Here is a 16,253-nt window from a genome sequence, read left to right as displayed (position 1 = left end):
GACTCAGCGCGGTGGCATCTGCATCGACTTGTATTCGAGGTATTCCTCGAAGCCGAACTTGCCCAGCTCGCGTCCGTTGCCCGATTGCTTGTAGCCACCGAATGGCGCCATCAGGTTGAAGCCGCCGCCATTGATCTCGACCTGGCCGGTGCGCAACCGGCGCGCCACACGCTTTGCGCTCTCGACATCGCCGCTCCAAACGCCGCCGCCCAGCCCGTACACGGAGTCGTTGGCAATGCGTACTGCGTCGTCCTCGTCCCGGTAGGTCAGGATGGACAGCACGGGCCCGAAGATCTCTTCGCGCGCGATGGTCATGTCGGATGTCACGCGCCCAAACACGGTGGGCTTGACGTAGTAGCCGACGGGCAGGTCGCCCGGCGCCTCCGCGCCGCCCGCGAGCAGCTCCGCGCCCTCCTCGATGCCCTTCTGAATGAAGCTGCGCACACGCTCGCGCTGCATCTCCGAAACGAGCGGACCCAGGTTCGTGTCGGCCGCGAACGGATCGCCGATTCGGATCTGGCGTGCCGCTTCGGCAGCCAGTTCAGCAGCCTCCTCGTAGCGCTTCTCGGACACCAGCAGGCGCGTGTGCGCGGTGCAGGTTTGGCCGGAGTTCTGATAGCAGGCCTGGATGGCGCCTGGAATGGCGCGACTGAGATCGGCGTCGTCCAGCAGGATGTTGGCCGACTTTCCGCCTAGTTCCAGCGCCACCCGCTTGACGGTCTGGGAGGCCAGTTCGGAGACGCGCTTGCCGGCCCGGGTGGAACCCGTGAACGACACCATGTCCACCTTCAAGTGGCACGCCAGCGCCTCGCCCACCACGGGACCGGCGCCGCACACGAGATTGAAGACACCTGCGGGCAGACCGATCGATTCGATAACCTCGGCCAGCAGGAAAGCGTTCAGCGGTGCGACTTCCGAAGGCTTCAACACCACGGTGCAGCCGGCAGCCAATGCCGGCGCCACCTTGGCTGCGATCTGATGCAGCGGGTAGTTCCACGGCGTGATGCAGGCGACCACGCCAACGGCTTCGCGCACCACTTCGGAGTTGCCCACGGACTCGCTGAATGCGTAGTCGCCCAGCAACTGCGCGGCCACGCCGAACGAACCGATGGGCAGGCCCGCCTGGGCGAACCGCGAGAACCCGATGGGCGTCCCTACCTCCGCAGAGATCAGTTGCGCGATCTCCTCTGCGCGTGCCTGCAGACCGGACTGAATCTTCATAAGCCAGGCAGCGCGCTCGGCGGGCGGGGTGTTCGCCCAGTTGTCGAACGCGGCGGAAGCGGCTTCCACCGCAGCGGCCACGTCGCCGGCATCGCCCATGCAGACACGCCCGATGACTGCTTCGCTAGACGGATTCACCACGTCAGCAAACTCGCGGGACCGGGAGGCCATCCAGCGACCGTTGATGAAAAACTTGTCGTATGTCTTCATTGGGTTTTCGTTCTTGTGCGTCCCGGGTCAGCCGACCAGGACTTCGCTGATCTGGACGGTCGGCTTCACGTTGGTGTAGTTGGGAATGTCCGCGGCAATGGCGCCGGCGTGCGGCCCGAAGGCGGAGAGAAACGCGTCGAGCGACCCGAAAAAAAGATGTCCCATCGCGACGTAGGCCGGCGGCGAGGCCGGTGCACCGCCAGCCAGTCCTTTGTCGATGGTGAAGTGGCTGCACGCGCCGGCCATCTTCTCCTTGACCATCGGCATGTGGCTATTGCTGTAGTAGTCGAAGTCGAAGTTGCAGCCGGCGTCGTTCGGATAGAGGATGCTTACCTTGATCATGGCGTTGCTCTTTTTTTGCTAGGGATCAAAAGGCTGCGAGCGGACGCTCGCCGGCGATGGTGGTTCGGTGCATCACGCGTAGGTGGCCGTCATAGCCCCCATCGGCGTTGTGCAAGGTACAGCGGTTGTCCCAGAGCGTGAGCATGTTGGGCGCCCAGCGGTGGCGATAGACGTACTCGTCGCGCACCATGTGCTGGTAGAGATACCCCAGCAGCGCCGCGGACTCGCCGCGCGTCATTCCTTCGATGCCCTGTGTGTAGACCGGGCTCACGTACAGGGCCTTGCGGCGCGTCACCGGATGGACGCGAACCAGTGGATGCGGCCATGTCTTGTCGGCATCCTCGCTGACGACGATCTTCATCGAGCGCGTCTCGGTTTCCTTGGCGAACAGGCCGTCCTTGCCATAAGGCATACCTGCGGAATGGATCGCCACCAGGCCGTCGAGCAGCCGCTTCATGGTGTCCGACAGGTCGTCGTAGGCCCGATAGCCATCGGCGTAGAGCGTGTCGCCGCCAACGGGCGGGGTCACCTTGGCATGCAGGATGGTCCCGGCGGGCGGCTCTTCCTGAAAGCTCCAGTCGGAGTGCCACTGTGCGCCGAAATTAACTGCCTTCTCGTCGGCCTCGCGCCGAAGTTCGAGGATGTGCGGGTGGCCTTCCATAGGGATGATGTAGGGGTCGACGCCGAATTCGCCGAACTGCAGCGTGAACGCTTCCAGTTCGGAGTGCGTGAGCGGCTGATCGGGGAAGTAGACGACCGAATGTGCGGCCCAGGCCTTCTTCACTTCGTCGAGGACGGGAGCGGACAAGGGCTTGTCGATCGACAGGCCGGTGATCTCGGCGCCGAAGGCGCGCGGCTGCAGCCGCACGCGAATGTGCTTGTAGTGGTTCTCCACCATATGTCTCCTTCATTGTTAAGACTCGCTGCACAGAGACCTTTGCGTTCTGCGCAGGGGCAGTGTCCGGTCTGCACTGCAGACTGTCATTGCTTCAGGGCGACAGAAAATTGCTCTGACCTACCAAGCACGCTTGACGCAAAGAACACGCGCACCTAGCCTAGGCGGCATGGCAGCCCATATGACGATCCTCTCGACCTGGCTCGACGCTGTCGTCGATCAGTTGGAAGTACAGGATCTGAACCCAGACGATCTCACCGCTGGCCTGTGGGGTCCGGGCCTAGCGCGTCTCGCACCAACACGCCATGTCGGCCTGGTACTTGCTCGGCGTCTGTGGCAACGGGCAGCCAAACTCTGCACGGACCCACTTCTGGGCCTGAAGGTCGGCATCGGATTGCCGTTGCAGGCCATGAACGTATCGGGACTGCTGATGATGCACAGTCCAACATTGCGGGAGGCTTTGACGCACATGGAACGCTACCAGCAGCTCGTGAGCAACAGCGGGCGTATCACGACGCACAAGGTGCCGGGCGGGCTGGAACTGGGCTACACCGTTACGCCGTGCCATGTCGACATGCACCACATGCAGATTGAATCGGTGTTCGGCGGGCTACTGGCCTTCCTCAAGCGCTGTAGCACGCGAAGCATTGCACCCAGGCACATCGCCCTCACCGCGCCAGACAAACTCCTCGGCTCACGTTACGCAGCGCTACTCGGAAGTCCAGTCACGCTCGGCGAGCGCTACGTATGCGTTGCCTACGAGGACCAAAAGCTCGACCAACCCTTTCAAGGCGCCGACCCCGCTCTTCTGGCGTTGCTCCGCGCGCAAGCCGATGGCCTGCTGCGGGCACAAAACTCATCCGACTCGCTTGAGGCCGCTGTGAGAGCGGCGATTGGCCAACGTGGTTTTGGCCACGTGTCGTGTGACGATGTGGCAAATGACCTCGGCATCACTTCGCGCACACTACAGCGGCGCCTCAGCCAGAACGGCATGCCTTTTCGTCGTGTCTTGGAGGCAGCCCGAATGGAGGAAGCTCTGCTTCTTTTGACCCATGGCAGCATGCCCCTGCCCGACGTGGCTGAACACTTGGGCTACACCGAGCCCAGTTCCTTCTGGCATGCCGTTAAATCGTGCTGGGGCTCGACACCGCGCGAACTGCGCAACAATGCCAACGAGCTGGCAAGCATGGCGTCAATGCATATGAAGCCATCGGGGAAATCCCCCCTCTTCAACGACCCACGCGATTCGTTGAGGGCGCTCTCTCGCCGTCAACTTTGAGGGCCACTCAGCCATGTGCACCAGGCTGATCATTTGCGTGCGTGCGCTTTCTACTTTATACGTGGAGGGCAGGTCGGCCACCCGCCGGAAGAAGAGTCGAACTGCGGTGTTGATCAAAGTGGTCATTGGGACGTTTGGGGCCGCAAGTTCGCAACCAGTCAAGTCTAAAGCGGGCAAACCCGAAGTGCGGCTGCGAAGCGGTTGCAGTCGCTGACAGCCGATCCCACCACATGCTGTCTGACGCCAAGCAGGCGTTGGCTGTGTATCTGCGAGCCGGACCTAAGGAACGTCTGATCAAGTCGTAAATTGGCTTGATGACGAGAGTGCATGCTGTCCTCTGCGCTCGCAGGCTTGTCGCAGCGTGCATCTCATGCGTTTGCGAGGCTCTGTGGCCCCTTCACGCGGCCTTTGGACGCACCTGTCCCTGCATCGCCATCAGCTTGCGTCTGGCCATCCACAGGTTCGACAGCGCAAACAGCGTGATCACATGCGCCGTATTCTTGGCCAGCCCCTTGAACCTCACCTTCATCAGACCGAATTGCCGCTTGATCACGCGGAATGGATGCTCCACCTTCGCACGGATGCTGGCCTTCTGATATTCCTGCTTGCGTGCCCGAGCCTTAGCCCGGCCCTCTGGCATCTTTGCCATGTCGCTGGGTCGGCCCGCAATGTGCCATTGCACATCCCGCTTTACTCGGCTCTGTGCTCCCCGAGAGCCCGAGTCTGCCCACACTGCATCTTCTTTGCCGTGCAGCAGGTCGCTCACCTGTTCCACGTCCGCCTCGTTGGCGGCCGTGGTCGTCACTGTGTGCACCAATCCCGAGTCCGCGTCCACGCCGATGTGCGCCTTCATCCCGAAGTGCCACTGGTTGCCCTTCTTCGTCTGGTGCATCTGCGGGTCTCGCTCGCCGCTCTCGTTCTTGGTCGAGCTGGGCGCTGCGATGATCGTGGCATCCACGATGGAGCCCCTCTTCAGAAGCAGTCCCTTCCTGGCCAGATGGGCGTTGACCCGCTTGAAGATGTCTTCGGCCAAGTCGTTGGCCTCCAGCAGGTGGCGGAAGTTCAGGATCGTCGTCTCATCGGGAATCGACTCCAGCCCCAGCCTCGCAAACGTGCGCAGCGAGGCGATCTCGTACAAGGCTTCCTCCATCGCCGGATCGCTCAGCGCAAACCAGTTCTGCATCAGATGCACACGAAGCATCGCTTCGAGCGGATATGGCCGGCGTCCACGACCTGCCACCGGGTAGTGCGGCTCGATGACTTTGAGCAATGCCCTCCAGGGCACCACCAGTTCCATCTCGGCAAGGAAGATCTCCCGACGTGTCTTCTTCCTCTTGCCTGCCTGCTCGGCATCCGAAAAACTGATCTGGCTCATCGTTGGCGCTCCTTCAGCATGCGTGATCAACGTTCAAATCATCCTTCGGTGGACTTGATCAGATGTTCCCTAACTCTCAGGATCGACGCTGTGCCGCTTGGATCCTCGTCGCCCACAATGAAACTTCGAGCAATTGCTCTCCATCGAACGAGCACGAGATCGCCAGAACGTCTTCGAAGTCCGCTGAGCGGCTTCGGAGCTCCACGTGACCATCACCTATCCCGTGCGTAGAAGCGAACAGCCGTTGGGGCCTTAAAGTCTTTCGTTCTCTTTGAGTACACCGGCATTGCGCATGGCAGAGTCCAGCCATTTGGCCGACGTGCTGCCTTTCTTGACGGCCTCGATGCGCGCGGCTTCGTCGACGACCTTCTGCGCTGCGGCTGGAAGAAGCGACTCCACTCTTTCCCGCTCGACGATCACCACCCCATCGGCATCGCCGACGACGAGATCACCGGGACAGACGGTTACACCGCCGACCGAAACCGGGTGTCCGATTCGCCCTGAGGCCAGCTTTGTCGGGCCATTGGGATTGGTGCCGAGCGAGAAGACGGGAAAGTCCATCTCGTCGATCTCGGCGCTGTCGCGCACCGCACCATCGATCACCACACCGGCAATACCGACCTGCCGGCAGGCATTCATCATGATCGTCCCCATGAGCGCGGCGCTCAGGTCACCCTTGCCGTCGATCACCAGCACATCGCCAGGCTGGGCCAGCGCGATGGCCGCGTGGATCATCAGGTTGTCGCCCGGGCGCACTTCGACCGTGAGCGCGCTGCCGGCCAGCTTCATCCGGTGGCGCAGAGCCTGGATCCGTCCGTGCAGCGCACCGCGGCGGCCCGCGACGTCGGTGAGGATAGCCGACTGGAAAGCCGAGGCCTGCCTGACCAGATCGGGGGAGACGCGCTCGAAGTCGCGAATGATGTCGGATAGCTGGTTCATCGCCGGTCTCTTTCCTATTCGGCCTTGACGTCGGCGTCTTTCACGACACGGCCCCACTTGCGCTTGTCCGCAGCCAGGAAGGCACGGAATTGCTCGGGTGTGCTTCCCACAGGCTCCAGGCCGTCGGCAGTGAGCCGCTTGGCGATCTCGGGCATCGCGAGCACCTTGGCGATTTCGCGCTGGATGCGATCGACCACGGCCGGTGGCGTGTTCTTCGCCGCGCAGATGCCCGCCCACGTCACGGGTTCGAAGTCGGGCACGCCGGCCTCCGTCACGGTCGGAATGTCGGGAAAGGCGGCCAGCCGGCGCGGGCTGGCCACCGCGAGCGCGCGCAGTTTGCCCGAGCGCGCGTACTGCATCGAGCTCACAGGCTGGTCGAAGATCATCGATACCTGACCTGCGATGAGGTCCGTCATCGCCTGGCCGGTGCCCTTGTAGGCCACGTGAACGATGTCGATGCCCGCGCGGCTCTTGAGCATCTCCCCGGCAAGATGCCCGCCGGTGCCGGTGCCCGAGGACGCAAAGTTGATTTCGCCGGGCTTGCGCTTGGCGTAGGAGACGAGTTCCTTCACGCTCGTCACCGGCAAGGTCGCATTCACCATCAGCATGTAGGGCGCGCCGACGACTTGCGTGACCGGTGCGATGTCCTTCTCGGGATCGAAGGGCATGCTCTTCAGGATGTGCGGCTGGATCGACAGGGTGCCCGTGGTGCACATCAGCAGCGTGTGCCCGTCTGCGGGCGCACCGAGCATGGCCGATGCTGCGATGTTGCCGCCGGCGCCGGGGCGGTTCTCGATCAGGATCGATTGCCCGAGCCCTTTGGACAGCTCCGGCGCGATCAAGCGTGCGACGACGTCGTTGGAGCCGCCTGGCGAGAAGCCCACGAGGATCTTCACGGGTTTCGACGGAAAGGCATCCACGCCCTGCGCCGCGGCGGTGCCAAGGCAGACGGTGCCCACGACAAGGACGGACAGCAGCTTCGGGAAGAATCGGAGTTTCATTGCGGTTCCTGGTTGATGGCTTGGCTTTGGAGTTCGTCGCGCGCTCGGGCGATGCGGCGGCAACCCTCCAGCAGTTCGTCGGTGCCGGCGGCAAACGAGAGGCGGAAATGCGTCGGCACCCCATAGGCACTGCCCTGCAGCGCCGCCAGGTTCTGCGCGTCAAGCAGGTGCATCACCCAATCGTCAGAGGTCTCGATCGCAATGCCTTGCTGTGTGCGAAGACCGAACAGTGCGCTGCATGATGCGAAGACGTAGAACGCACCATCCGGCACAGCGCAATCGATGCCGTCGATGGCATTAAGCGCTGCCACCACGATGTCACGCCGCTGCGCGTACTCGCGCCGGTTCGCGACAATGGAATCTTGAGGGCCCGTGAGCGCCGCCACGGCCGCCGCCTGCGCGATCGAGTTCGGACCCGAGGTGCTCTGCGACTGGAGCTTGACCATCGCCTTGATGAGCTCCGACGGTCCCGCGCCGTAGCCGATGCGCCAACCCGTCATCGCATAGGCCTTGGAAACGCCGTTCACCGTCAGCGTGCGGTCCTTGAGATCGGGAGCTACCTGCGCCATGGTGGCAAATTCGGCGTCACCATAGATGAGGTGCTCGTAGATGTCATCGGTGAGTATCCAGACATGCGGGTGGCGGCGCAGCACCTCCGCCAACGCCTGCAGCTCCGCCCGCCCGTAGGTCGCCCCGCTCGGGTTGTTCGGCGAATTCAGCATCAACCAGCGCGTCCTGCTGGTGATGGCGCGTTCGAGGTCAGCGGCCTGGAGCTTGAAGCCCATGGCCGCCGGGCAGTCGACGCAAACCGGAACGCCGCCGGCAAGCAGTGCGATGTCCGGGTAGGACACCCAGTACGGGGCCGGCACGATCACCTCGTCGCCCGCTGCGACCGTGCACATGAGCGCGTTGAATATCACCTGCTTGGCACCCGTGCCGACGATGATCTCGTTCGATGCATAGGCCAACTGGTTCTCGCCCAGGAACTTGCCGGCGATGGCCTCCTTCAGCGCCGGCGTGCCGCCCACGTCCGTGTAACGCGTCTGACCGGCTGCCATGGCGCGGATGGCCGCTTCCTTGACGTGTGCAGGCGTCTCGAAGTCGGGCTCGCCGGCAGTCAGGCTGAGGATGTCCCGGCCGGTGGCGCGCAGCTCGCGCGCCCTTTGGCCCGCCATGGAACTGGGAGACGGTTTGATTCGGTTCAGGCGTGGTGCGATGTGAAGCATGCACGCAGTATCGAAGTGCGTTTGCCACGGGACAAACGAGAAATCCGCTGAGCACGCCATTCCTTTTTTTCCTGCGCGGCCATGGGCGTACATTCCGCCGAATGAACTTCACTTTCAAGCAACTGGAGGCCTTTCTGTTCAGCGTCAGGCTCCAGAGCTTCAGCGCAGCGGCTGTGAAGCTGCACACCACGCAATCGGCGATCTCCAAACGCCTGGCGGAACTGGAGGTGGCGCTGGGCGGCCCCCTGCTGCATCGCACCACGCACGGCCTGGAGCTGACCCAGGTCGGCCGCGAATTGCTGCCGCTCGCGGAAGAGGCACAGCGCCTGTGGCGGCGCATCGCGCACGACATCAGCGTCGACAAGACATTGCGCGGCACCTTCCGGGTGGGCGTGACGGAGCTCATCGCCATGACTTGGCTTACGCGGTTGATCCAGCTACTGCAGAAGATGCACCCCGAGGTGAACATCGAGCCCGTGGTGGACGCGGGGCTCACGCTCTTCGAGCGCCTGGAAACCAACAAGCTTGATCTGGCCATCATGCCCGGCGCCTTCTGGGGTCAGGCTTTCGAATCGATCAAGGTCACGCAGGTCGAACAAGTCTGGATCGCAAGCCCGCGCCTGCAGATTCCCGCTCGCGCGCTGAAGCCGCACGAGTTTGCCGATTACCCGGTGATCGAGCAGCCCGCCGGCGCCTCGAAGAACAGGTTCTACGAGGCCTGGCGCGCGGAGCACGGTTTTCGTTTCGGCAAGGTCATGCTCACGAACAGCACGACCGTCCTGCGCGAGCTGACGATCAGCGGCTTCGGCCTGAGCCAGCAGGCGCTGGACTATGTGCGACCGGACATCCGAAGCGGCCTGCTGCGGGTGGTCAAGAGCGATCCCATGCCGCCGCCGCTGGTCTACAGCGCAGTCTACCGGCGCGACAACGTCAGCCCTGCGCTGGCGCGCATCGTCGAGCTGGCGGTCAAGACCTGCGACTTCACCGTGCGGGCAAGCCAGCATGACGTAACGCCGGCACGTGCCCTGCAGCGAAGGCGCAATGCGACGAGAGCCAAGAAACCCACCAGGCAAACTCGCGGATAACTGCTGCTGGTTGTTGATTCGGAGTGTTCCGTCGACCGAACCACAGGAATCATCAGAACTGCGTCGACGCAATCTTCGTCTGCATCCTTCTTGCTCAAGACAGGTCCGTCACTCCATCACGTTGAAACACACAGTGCAGCCCTGCGTGCACAACGGGAAGTGCTTGAGGCTCTCATGCGCGCTGGCGCATCCAACGACCTGCACGCTGGGCGACGGCAGGCAACGCCGCCCTGCTCACTCTCTGTTCAGAGCACAGCGCAGCGCGCGAACCAGATTCTCGGTAGGCATGACATCGGCATACTTGCTTGCCATGTCGAACAGATTCACGGCATGCGACGTCTGCGACCTGTCATACACGGCATCCTCGGGCACGACCACCTTGAAGTTCAGGGCGCACGCATCGATGACCGTCGCACGCACGCAGCCGCTGGTCGTGCAGCCAGTGACGATGACGGTATCCACTCCCAAGCCGATCAGATGACTGGTCAGGGGAGTGCCATGAAAAGCACTGGCCTGAAACTTGGGAATCAGGATGTCAGCCTGAGCGGGCGCAACCTCGGCAACGAAGTCGTAGCCGTGCTTCGGGATACCCATGACCCCAGGCACCTTGAGTTCGAATTGACCTCGGTTCTGGGGTCCCTTGGGCGCAACATAGGGATAGAGGATCGGAGCTCCCATGTCCCTGAATGTCGCCAGGAGTTTCGCGATGTGGGGCACGGCGCGCCAGCCATATTCACCGCAGCTCGTTGGCAGCGTCGTGATCGCCTCTTCGATCGGCATGGGTGCGTCACCCATCGAGCGATATTGCACGTCGATCACCAGCAGCGCCGGGCGCTTGCCAAGACCGGTCGGCGTCCCCCAGCCGGTCTTCCGATAGATGGCCTGCTCTTCCTCTGGGATGACGCCGTCCCACGGTCGACCTCGTGTTTCAGTGGCAGCGAGCATTTCAGACCTCCACCGTCGTGGCGTCATAGGCAAGCAGCCAGTCGTAGCGCTGACGCACGACATCCGGGGCCCAGTTCTTTTCGATATATGGCCGCGCGGTCTCGATTTGCTCAAGAGCCGGGTCGTGGAAGATCTTCAGCATCTCCATCGATCTGGCCTTTGTCAGGTTCGTGCGCTCAACGCGCGCCGTGTCGTAGCGTTCAAGCGCTTTTTCGATATCGTCCGGCTGATCTTCCAGGCACCGCGCCAGGACATAGGCATCCTCCATCGTGACATTCACGCCCATGCCCAGATAGGGCGTCATCGAGTGGCATGCATCGCCCACCAACGTCACGCGTCCCTTGGACCATCGTGCGAGCGGATCACGGACAAACAGGCCCCAGCGAAACAGATTCTCGGAGTGAATGAACAGGTCCAGGATGTCCTGGTTCCAACCTTCGAAGTCCTTGAGCGCGTCGGACAGCTCGCCGCGTTCGGACCAGGATTCGGTCTGCCAAACTTCGCTGTCTACCTGAGCCGAAAAGCTGACGAACTGCTCGCCATTGCGTTGAACCGGATAGCACGTCACATGCGCCGTCGGTCCCACCCACGTCGACGCCAGCGCGCGCCGGTGCTGAGGTTTGAGACTGGACATCGGCGCCAAGCCGCGCCAGGCCACCGCACCTGTGAAGCGCGCAGGGGCGGGACCAAACTGGGACTGGCGCACACGAGAATGTGCGCCGTCGCAGCCGACGACAACATCGCCTTCAGCGTATGCCTCGTTATCGAACAACAGTCGTGCACGATCGCCGACCGTCTCGGCGCCCAAGGAGCGAACACCGAAATGGACCGCATTCGGCTTGAGTTTGATCACCGCCTCGTAGAGCACGCGTTGCAGTTCGCCACGCAGCACCTGGATCAACGTGTGGTCGACCTTGGAATCGTTGGTGTCCCGGATGTAGACGGAATGTTCTTCCCCAGTCTTCCAGAAACGGATGACGCGGTCCTCGGGAGCCAGGTTGATTGCCTGAAGCGCTTCCTTCAGGCCCAGATCCGCCATGACGCGACTGCCGTTCGCCGAGATCCAGAGCCCCGCGCCTACTTCTCGAAGTTCAGGAGATTGTTCGTAGATATCGACGTCGCATCCCTTTTTCAGAAGTGCAAGGGCAAGGGTCAGCCCCCCCATGCCTGCGCCGGCAATAATCACGTGTGGCTTGTCGCCCTTTGGTTTAGCTTGAGTCATTTTCTCTCCGGTTCAAAGCTCAGTGGGTTCTGCACGAGGTCCTTGATGGCCTCGAGGATCTTTACGTATCCCGTACATCGGCAGATGTTGCCGCGCAGGAAATGACGAATGGTTTCTTCCGACGGGTTTTCGTGTAGCGAGAGCATCGACTTCACCGCCAGGATCATTCCGGGAGTGCAGAAGCCGCATTGCAGTGCGCCGTGGGCGATGAACGCACGCTGAACAGGATCCAGCCTTCCCTCATACGCCAGGCCTTCGATCGTCGTGACGTGGCGGTTGTGGACATCCGCGCACAGCGTGGTGCAACTTGAGGCGGGCATTCCGTCGATCAGGACAGTGCATGCGCCGCAGACCTGTACATCACAGGAGCGCTTCGTGCCCGTCATTCGGAAGCGCTCTCTCAGCACGTCAATGAGGAGTTCTCGTGGCTCGATCTCGACGGACCGTTCAGTGTCATTCAGCGACATATCCACGCGAACCAGTGGAAAGGTTCCGGTTGTTTGGCTCATTTCATGCACTCCTGGAGGGCGCGTTGAGCAAGGACGGTGATCAGATGCCTTTTGTAGTCGGCACCGCCGTGCAGATCGTCATGCGCGTCGATCTTCTCGGCATCTGCGGTGATCACCGGCTCGAGGGCTTGCCATACCTCTTCGAAGGGCGCGTCAGGCGGGAGACTCTCGGCCGCTTCTTGCGCGCCTGACAGCGGCCCAGGAACAGCGACGATGGCGCCGACCCAAAGGCGCAGGCGCTGCGGCCCTTGCGGGGACCAGACGGCGGCCACGCCGACGGCAGGACGCTCGGTGTGACCAAACGATCGATATGCGGATTTGTCGCTCGGCAGCTGTGGAGGCACATCGATGGATACGAGCAGCTCGTCATCTTCGCGCGCCGTCGCAAACTCACCGACGTGGAACTGTCTCGAGGAAACGGTGCGTTGACCTGTTGCGCTGGCCAGGACAATGCGGGCGTCCAGCGCGCACAACATCGTCGGCGCGTCGGCGTGTGGTTCCGCAAAGCAGAGCACACCGCCAAGGGTCCCGGCGACGCGCACCCTGATGTTGGCCACATGCTCGCTGAGATGGGCATAGCCGGGAATCAGCTGTTGAACGAGCGGGTCATTGGCGATCACATGATGCGTGGCCAGCGACCCGATGCTGAGCGTGCCGTCGTCCAGGATGCGGATGTCGCGCAGCTCATCGACTTGCTTGATGTCGATGACATGGTCGTAGTGCAGCACCCGGGCCTTCAAGGCGACCAGCAGTTCGGTCCCCCCGGCATGAAATGTCGCGGCATCTCCAAACTCGGCCTTCAATGCCAGCGCTTCGCGCAGGCTCGTGGGCCGATGGAGCGCAAAGCGCGCTGGACGCATCAGTCCGCTCTCCGTCCGAGTCCGGCCGCGACACCCAGCAGCGGTGCCACGATCCACCATCCTGGCGACTGGGCGAATGCGGTGGTCGCCGCATACGCGACCACGCATGCAACCGCCACGCTGACGCCCACTCGCGGCCACTGCAGCACCAACTCGACGCCGCGAGAAGCCCTGGACTGTGGCGCTGGCTGCTCAGAGGCGTACGCAGGTTGCGCATACGAAGCTGGAGCCGCTTGCGCGGCGACCGACGCCGCCGGGGTCGCCACGGTTGCAGCCGAACGGGGAACTTCCGGCGATGCGGCTGTGGCGGGAGCGGCAGAAGATCTTGGAGCAACAGGCACCGCGGTATCGTCCGAGGACTTGGGCTCCGAGAAACCTGCCAATTCATTGCGCAGGCGCCTCTCGAATTCACCGAAGAGCTCTTCCGAGCGCTTCTTGACGACCGGGTAACCCAGCGACGCGAGGCGGCCGGCGACCTGCATTTGCGCATCGATCCCGAGCGTGCATTCGACCTTGCCGCCGCTTGGCTTCTCATCGAGATTGACCTTCATGCGTACATCGATGGTCGTTCCGGTGAACTTGTCGCGGCCGGTGGCACTGAGTTCGACGTGGCGCTCCAGCGTGTAGTCGCCAAGCACGATGGTGGTCGGAAGCTCCAGCTTGAACGGGCCGATCTTCTGTTTCATCAGTGCCGAGAACTGCTTGAGCGGCTCGACCTCTGTCACGTCCTCGCAGCCCGGAATCAAGCCAGCAACGCGTTGGACGTCGAAGAAGATGGCCCATAGCTGGGCGGCCGATGCCGGGAGGGTGGCGTCAATCCTGAAATCCATGTTGTCCTCGTTAGGTTTCTTTGGCTGCCTTGGCCGCCTTGAGCGCTCGCCAGACCCGCTCGGGTGTGAGTGGAAGGTCTTTGATTCGCACCCCCCAGCCTTGGAAGAGTGCATTGGCGATGGCCGGGGCGACGGGGAGGATGGCGCCTTCGCCACCGCCACGGGAGCCAAACGGGCCCGGCCCGTCAAGGCTTTCGATCAGGACGGTTCCCACATGAAACGGCACGTCCTCCATGGTCGGCACCCGATAGTCGAACAAGGTACCGTTGACCACCTGCCCGTCCTCGTAGACGTATTCCTCGAAGAGTGTGTGACCCAGGCCCATCACCATCGCGCCTTCGTCCTGACCTTCGGCGGCCTTGGGATTCATGACGTAACCCAGGTCCGCGGCGCCGCCCACGCGCACCAGGCGGATCGCGCCAGTGCCCTCATCCACCTCGATTTCGCAGGCGCCTGCACCTGTCTCCCAGAAGAGAGGGGCCAGCTTGAACGCGCCATTCTTCGTCTCCGAATTCACCCGGCCAACACCAAGGAACTCGCCGGCGCTCATGCCGTTGAAGCGCCTGAGCAGTTCGAGGATGGAGATCGATCCGGTCGGCCCTTCGATTCGCCCCTCTTCGAGTTGGTAGTCCTCGGGCGAGCCCCCGAGCACGGTGGCGGCGGTCTGCCCGATCTGGCGCAAGATGTCTTCACATGCCATCTGCACGGCCAGACCGATGATCACCGTCGATCGACTGGCGCCGGTTCCCCAGTCGTACGGCGCGAGCAGGGTGTCGGGTTCCGAGACGGAAATCATGCGCAGGGGCTGACGCAGCATCTTCTGCGCAACGATCCGCAGGACACCTCGATTGCCTTGCCCGATCTCGACCGAGTTTGCCGATACGTTGATCGAGCCGTCCGCGCGCAGGCGAACGGTGGCCCCGCCGATGGGCATGATGCCGGGATCACTCACACCGACCGCAACGCCGCGGCCGCGACGCTGTTGTCCCGCCATCTGCGGAAGCGCCTCGAGCGCACCCACAGCCTTGCGCAAGGAATTGCGCATATCCACGTCCAGGGGACGCAGATCCGGTTTGATGGTCTGCCCCTTGTCCGCCATGTTGAACATGCGGAACTCGATCGGGTCTACGCCCAATGCGTCGGCCATGATGTCCATCTGCGACTCTGTCGCCCAGACGGCCTGCGGCCCGCCGATAGATCGGAACGCGGCGCCCGGAACCGTGTTGGTGTAGACCCCGTAAGACTCCAGCTGAAGGTTGGGAATGTGGTACGGGCCAATGGCGCGAATGGCTGCTTTGATGGCGATCGCTGGACCGGTATCGGCAAAGGCGCCACCGTTCAGCACGGCCTTGATGGCCTTGGCCGTGATCCGGCCGGACTGGCCCACTGCGGTCTTGAGCGTGATTTCGGCATCGAGGCGTCTGCAGGTCAGCATCGACTCGGCGATGGACAGGCAGACACGCACGGGTGAGCGAGCCTTCCAGGACAGCGCCGCCACGAGCGGATCGATCTTGACCGATGCCTTTCCTCCAAAGCCACCGCCGATGTAGGGCGAGTGCACGCGCACACATGCCAGTGGAATGCCAAGCATTTCCGCGCAAACCCGGGCAATGGCAGTTGGCGTTTGACCGCCACTCCAGATCTCCAGTGCATGCGGCTTCCAGTCCGCGATGCTCACATGGGGCTCCATCGCGAAATGGAACACCATCGGAAAGGTAAAGGTGTCTTCGAAAACGCGCGCTGCCGCCGCGAAGGCTTGATCGACATCCCCGCTGCTGTACTTCCAGTGCTGAAAGATATTCGTGCCTTCCACAGGGCTCGCTTCGCCGCGGAAATAGAAGTCCTTCAACTTGTCCATGTCTTCATGAACGAGTGCTGCGCCTTCTGCCATCGCCTCCCGGGCCGTTGTCACGAAGGGCAACGGCTCATAGTCGACGACGATGGCATCCACGGCCTCCTCGGCGGTGACCTCGTCGACAGCCGCGACCGCTGCGACCGGATCTCCGACATAGCGAACTTTGTCGATGGCAATCACTTCGCGGTCGCGCAGATACAGGCCCCACCGGTGGGCAGTCCCAGGCAGATTCTTCATGTCGGCCCCGGTAAGGACCGCAACAACACCCGGCATGGCCAAGGCAGCGCTCGTGTCGATGCTGCGGATGCGTGCATGCGGCACCGTGCTGCGCAAGATCTTGCCTTGCAGCATGCCCGGCACCTCCACGTCGCTGGCGAAGATCGCCGCACCCGTCACCTTTTGCAGATAGTCGGCACGAGGCTCCTGATGGAGCGGAAGTTTCGGATGTGAGTGCATACC

At 62.6% G+C, this 16,253-nt stretch carries 15 protein-coding genes; 2 read left to right on the top strand and 13 right to left on the bottom strand.

Annotation, left to right across the window (positions count from 1 at the left end; translation table 11 throughout):
* Positions 1–3: 3 nt before the first annotated feature.
* Genes RZE79_RS30905 through RZE79_RS30895 form a run of 3 tightly spaced genes read right to left on the bottom strand, consistent with a single transcriptional unit; the run spans position 4 to position 2,671 of the window.
* Entirely contained in the window at positions 4–1,431 is a 1,428-nt protein-coding gene (locus tag RZE79_RS30905) for an aldehyde dehydrogenase family protein (RefSeq protein ID WP_319362061.1), read from the bottom strand.
* A 27-nt stretch (positions 1,432–1,458) separates the two neighbouring features.
* Positions 1,459–1,773, bottom strand: a complete 315-nt coding sequence (locus RZE79_RS30900; RefSeq protein WP_319362060.1) for an EthD family reductase — start codon at positions 1,771–1,773, stop codon at positions 1,459–1,461.
* Positions 1,774–1,798: 25 nt separating this feature from the next.
* A complete protein-coding gene (locus RZE79_RS30895) occupies positions 1,799–2,671 on the bottom strand; it encodes a TauD/TfdA family dioxygenase (protein ID WP_319362059.1) in 873 nt (290 codons plus the stop codon).
* A gap of 178 nt (positions 2,672–2,849) precedes the next feature.
* On the opposite strand from RZE79_RS30895, the gene RZE79_RS30890 reads away from it, so the two are divergent.
* The gene (locus RZE79_RS30890) at positions 2,850–3,947 is read left to right on the top strand and encodes an AraC family transcriptional regulator ligand-binding domain-containing protein (RefSeq protein WP_319362058.1); all 1,098 of its coding nucleotides are present in this window, start codon (positions 2,850–2,852) and stop codon (positions 3,945–3,947) included.
* Positions 3,948–4,344: 397 nt separating this feature from the next.
* Here the strand turns inward: RZE79_RS30890 and RZE79_RS30885 are convergent, their stop codons facing one another.
* The 4 genes from RZE79_RS30885 to RZE79_RS30870 all read right to left on the bottom strand — a co-directional run bounded on the left by RZE79_RS30885 (position 4,345) and on the right by RZE79_RS30870 (position 8,488).
* Positions 4,345–5,322, bottom strand: coding sequence for an IS5 family transposase (locus RZE79_RS30885; RefSeq protein WP_319362057.1), 978 nt, complete (start codon positions 5,320–5,322; stop codon positions 4,345–4,347).
* Positions 5,323–5,574: 252 nt separating this feature from the next.
* The gene (locus RZE79_RS30880) at positions 5,575–6,261 is read right to left on the bottom strand and encodes an RraA family protein (RefSeq protein WP_319362056.1); all 687 of its coding nucleotides are present in this window, start codon (positions 6,259–6,261) and stop codon (positions 5,575–5,577) included.
* A 14-nt stretch (positions 6,262–6,275) separates the two neighbouring features.
* On the bottom strand, positions 6,276–7,262 hold the full coding sequence (locus RZE79_RS30875) for a tripartite tricarboxylate transporter substrate binding protein (RefSeq protein ID WP_319362055.1): 987 nt from the start codon (positions 7,260–7,262) through the stop codon (positions 6,276–6,278).
* Positions 7,259–8,488 carry a pyridoxal phosphate-dependent aminotransferase gene (locus tag RZE79_RS30870; protein WP_319362054.1) on the bottom strand — a complete coding sequence of 410 codons (1,230 nt, stop codon included), beginning with the start codon at positions 8,486–8,488 and terminating at the stop codon, positions 7,259–7,261. The genes RZE79_RS30875 and RZE79_RS30870 overlap by 4 nt, the downstream gene beginning before the upstream one ends.
* A gap of 101 nt (positions 8,489–8,589) precedes the next feature.
* Here RZE79_RS30870 and RZE79_RS30865 point away from each other — a divergent pair, with 101 nt between their 5' ends.
* Positions 8,590–9,573 carry a LysR family transcriptional regulator gene (locus tag RZE79_RS30865; protein ID WP_319362053.1) on the top strand — a complete coding sequence of 328 codons (984 nt, stop codon included), beginning with the start codon at positions 8,590–8,592 and terminating at the stop codon, positions 9,571–9,573.
* A gap of 234 nt (positions 9,574–9,807) precedes the next feature.
* On the opposite strand, the gene RZE79_RS30860 is transcribed toward RZE79_RS30865, so the two are convergent.
* The 6 genes from RZE79_RS30860 to RZE79_RS30835 are packed head-to-tail and all read right to left on the bottom strand — an operon-like array spanning position 9,808 to position 16,250.
* Positions 9,808–10,518, bottom strand: a complete 711-nt coding sequence (locus RZE79_RS30860; protein WP_319362052.1) for an isochorismatase family protein — start codon at positions 10,516–10,518, stop codon at positions 9,808–9,810.
* Between the two features lies 1 nt (position 10,519).
* On the bottom strand, positions 10,520–11,740 hold the full coding sequence (locus tag RZE79_RS30855; protein WP_319362051.1) for an FAD-dependent monooxygenase: 1,221 nt from the start codon (positions 11,738–11,740) through the stop codon (positions 10,520–10,522).
* Positions 11,737–12,249, bottom strand: a complete 513-nt coding sequence (locus RZE79_RS30850) for a (2Fe-2S)-binding protein (RefSeq protein WP_319362050.1) — start codon at positions 12,247–12,249, stop codon at positions 11,737–11,739. The genes RZE79_RS30855 and RZE79_RS30850 overlap by 4 nt, the downstream gene beginning before the upstream one ends.
* Complete coding sequence (locus RZE79_RS30845; protein WP_319362049.1) at positions 12,246–13,109, bottom strand: FAD binding domain-containing protein; 864 nt, start codon at positions 13,107–13,109, stop codon at positions 12,246–12,248. Before RZE79_RS30845 ends, RZE79_RS30850 begins: the two co-directional genes overlap by 4 nt.
* Complete coding sequence (locus RZE79_RS30840) at positions 13,109–13,939, bottom strand: SRPBCC domain-containing protein (RefSeq protein WP_319362048.1); 831 nt, start codon at positions 13,937–13,939, stop codon at positions 13,109–13,111. Before RZE79_RS30840 ends, RZE79_RS30845 begins: the two co-directional genes overlap by 1 nt.
* Positions 13,940–13,949: 10 nt before the next feature.
* Positions 13,950–16,250, bottom strand: a complete 2,301-nt coding sequence (locus RZE79_RS30835) for a xanthine dehydrogenase family protein molybdopterin-binding subunit (RefSeq protein ID WP_319362047.1) — start codon at positions 16,248–16,250, stop codon at positions 13,950–13,952.
* Between the last annotated feature and the right edge of the window lie 3 nt (positions 16,251–16,253).

This window comes from Variovorax sp. EBFNA2, assembly GCF_033802765.1.
GTDB classification, from domain to species: Bacteria; Pseudomonadota; Gammaproteobacteria; order Burkholderiales; family Burkholderiaceae_C; genus Variovorax; species Variovorax paradoxus_H.
The sequence above is the reverse complement of the archived record's forward strand: the minus strand, read 5'-3'. Positions and strand labels throughout refer to the sequence as shown.

Bases quoted from the DNA above. Each gene is read 5' to 3' on its own strand.
- RZE79_RS30835 (WP_319362047.1), bottom strand. From the start codon at position 16,250: ATGCACTCACATCCGAAACTTCCGCTCCATCAGGAGCCTCGTGCCGAC.
- RZE79_RS30885 (WP_319362057.1), bottom strand. From the start codon at position 5,322: ATGAGCCAGATCAGTTTTTCGGATGCCGAGCAGGCAGGCAAGAGGAAG.
- RZE79_RS30890 (WP_319362058.1), top strand. From the start codon at position 2,850: ATGACGATCCTCTCGACCTGGCTCGACGCTGTCGTCGATCAGTTGGAA.
- RZE79_RS30880 (WP_319362056.1), bottom strand. From the start codon at position 6,261: ATGAACCAGCTATCCGACATCATTCGCGACTTCGAGCGCGTCTCCCCC.
- RZE79_RS30850 (WP_319362050.1), bottom strand. From the start codon at position 12,249: ATGAGCCAAACAACCGGAACCTTTCCACTGGTTCGCGTGGATATGTCG.
- RZE79_RS30865 (WP_319362053.1), top strand. From the start codon at position 8,590: ATGAACTTCACTTTCAAGCAACTGGAGGCCTTTCTGTTCAGCGTCAGG.
- RZE79_RS30870 (WP_319362054.1), bottom strand. From the start codon at position 8,488: ATGCTTCACATCGCACCACGCCTGAACCGAATCAAACCGTCTCCCAGT.
- RZE79_RS30860 (WP_319362052.1), bottom strand. From the start codon at position 10,518: ATGCTCGCTGCCACTGAAACACGAGGTCGACCGTGGGACGGCGTCATC.
- RZE79_RS30840 (WP_319362048.1), bottom strand. From the start codon at position 13,939: ATGGATTTCAGGATTGACGCCACCCTCCCGGCATCGGCCGCCCAGCTA.
- RZE79_RS30875 (WP_319362055.1), bottom strand. From the start codon at position 7,262: ATGAAACTCCGATTCTTCCCGAAGCTGCTGTCCGTCCTTGTCGTGGGC.
- RZE79_RS30905 (WP_319362061.1), bottom strand. From the start codon at position 1,431: ATGAAGACATACGACAAGTTTTTCATCAACGGTCGCTGGATGGCCTCC.
- RZE79_RS30845 (WP_319362049.1), bottom strand. From the start codon at position 13,109: ATGCGTCCAGCGCGCTTTGCGCTCCATCGGCCCACGAGCCTGCGCGAA.
- RZE79_RS30900 (WP_319362060.1), bottom strand. From the start codon at position 1,773: ATGATCAAGGTAAGCATCCTCTATCCGAACGACGCCGGCTGCAACTTC.
- RZE79_RS30895 (WP_319362059.1), bottom strand. From the start codon at position 2,671: ATGGTGGAGAACCACTACAAGCACATTCGCGTGCGGCTGCAGCCGCGC.
- RZE79_RS30855 (WP_319362051.1), bottom strand. From the start codon at position 11,740: ATGACTCAAGCTAAACCAAAGGGCGACAAGCCACACGTGATTATTGCC.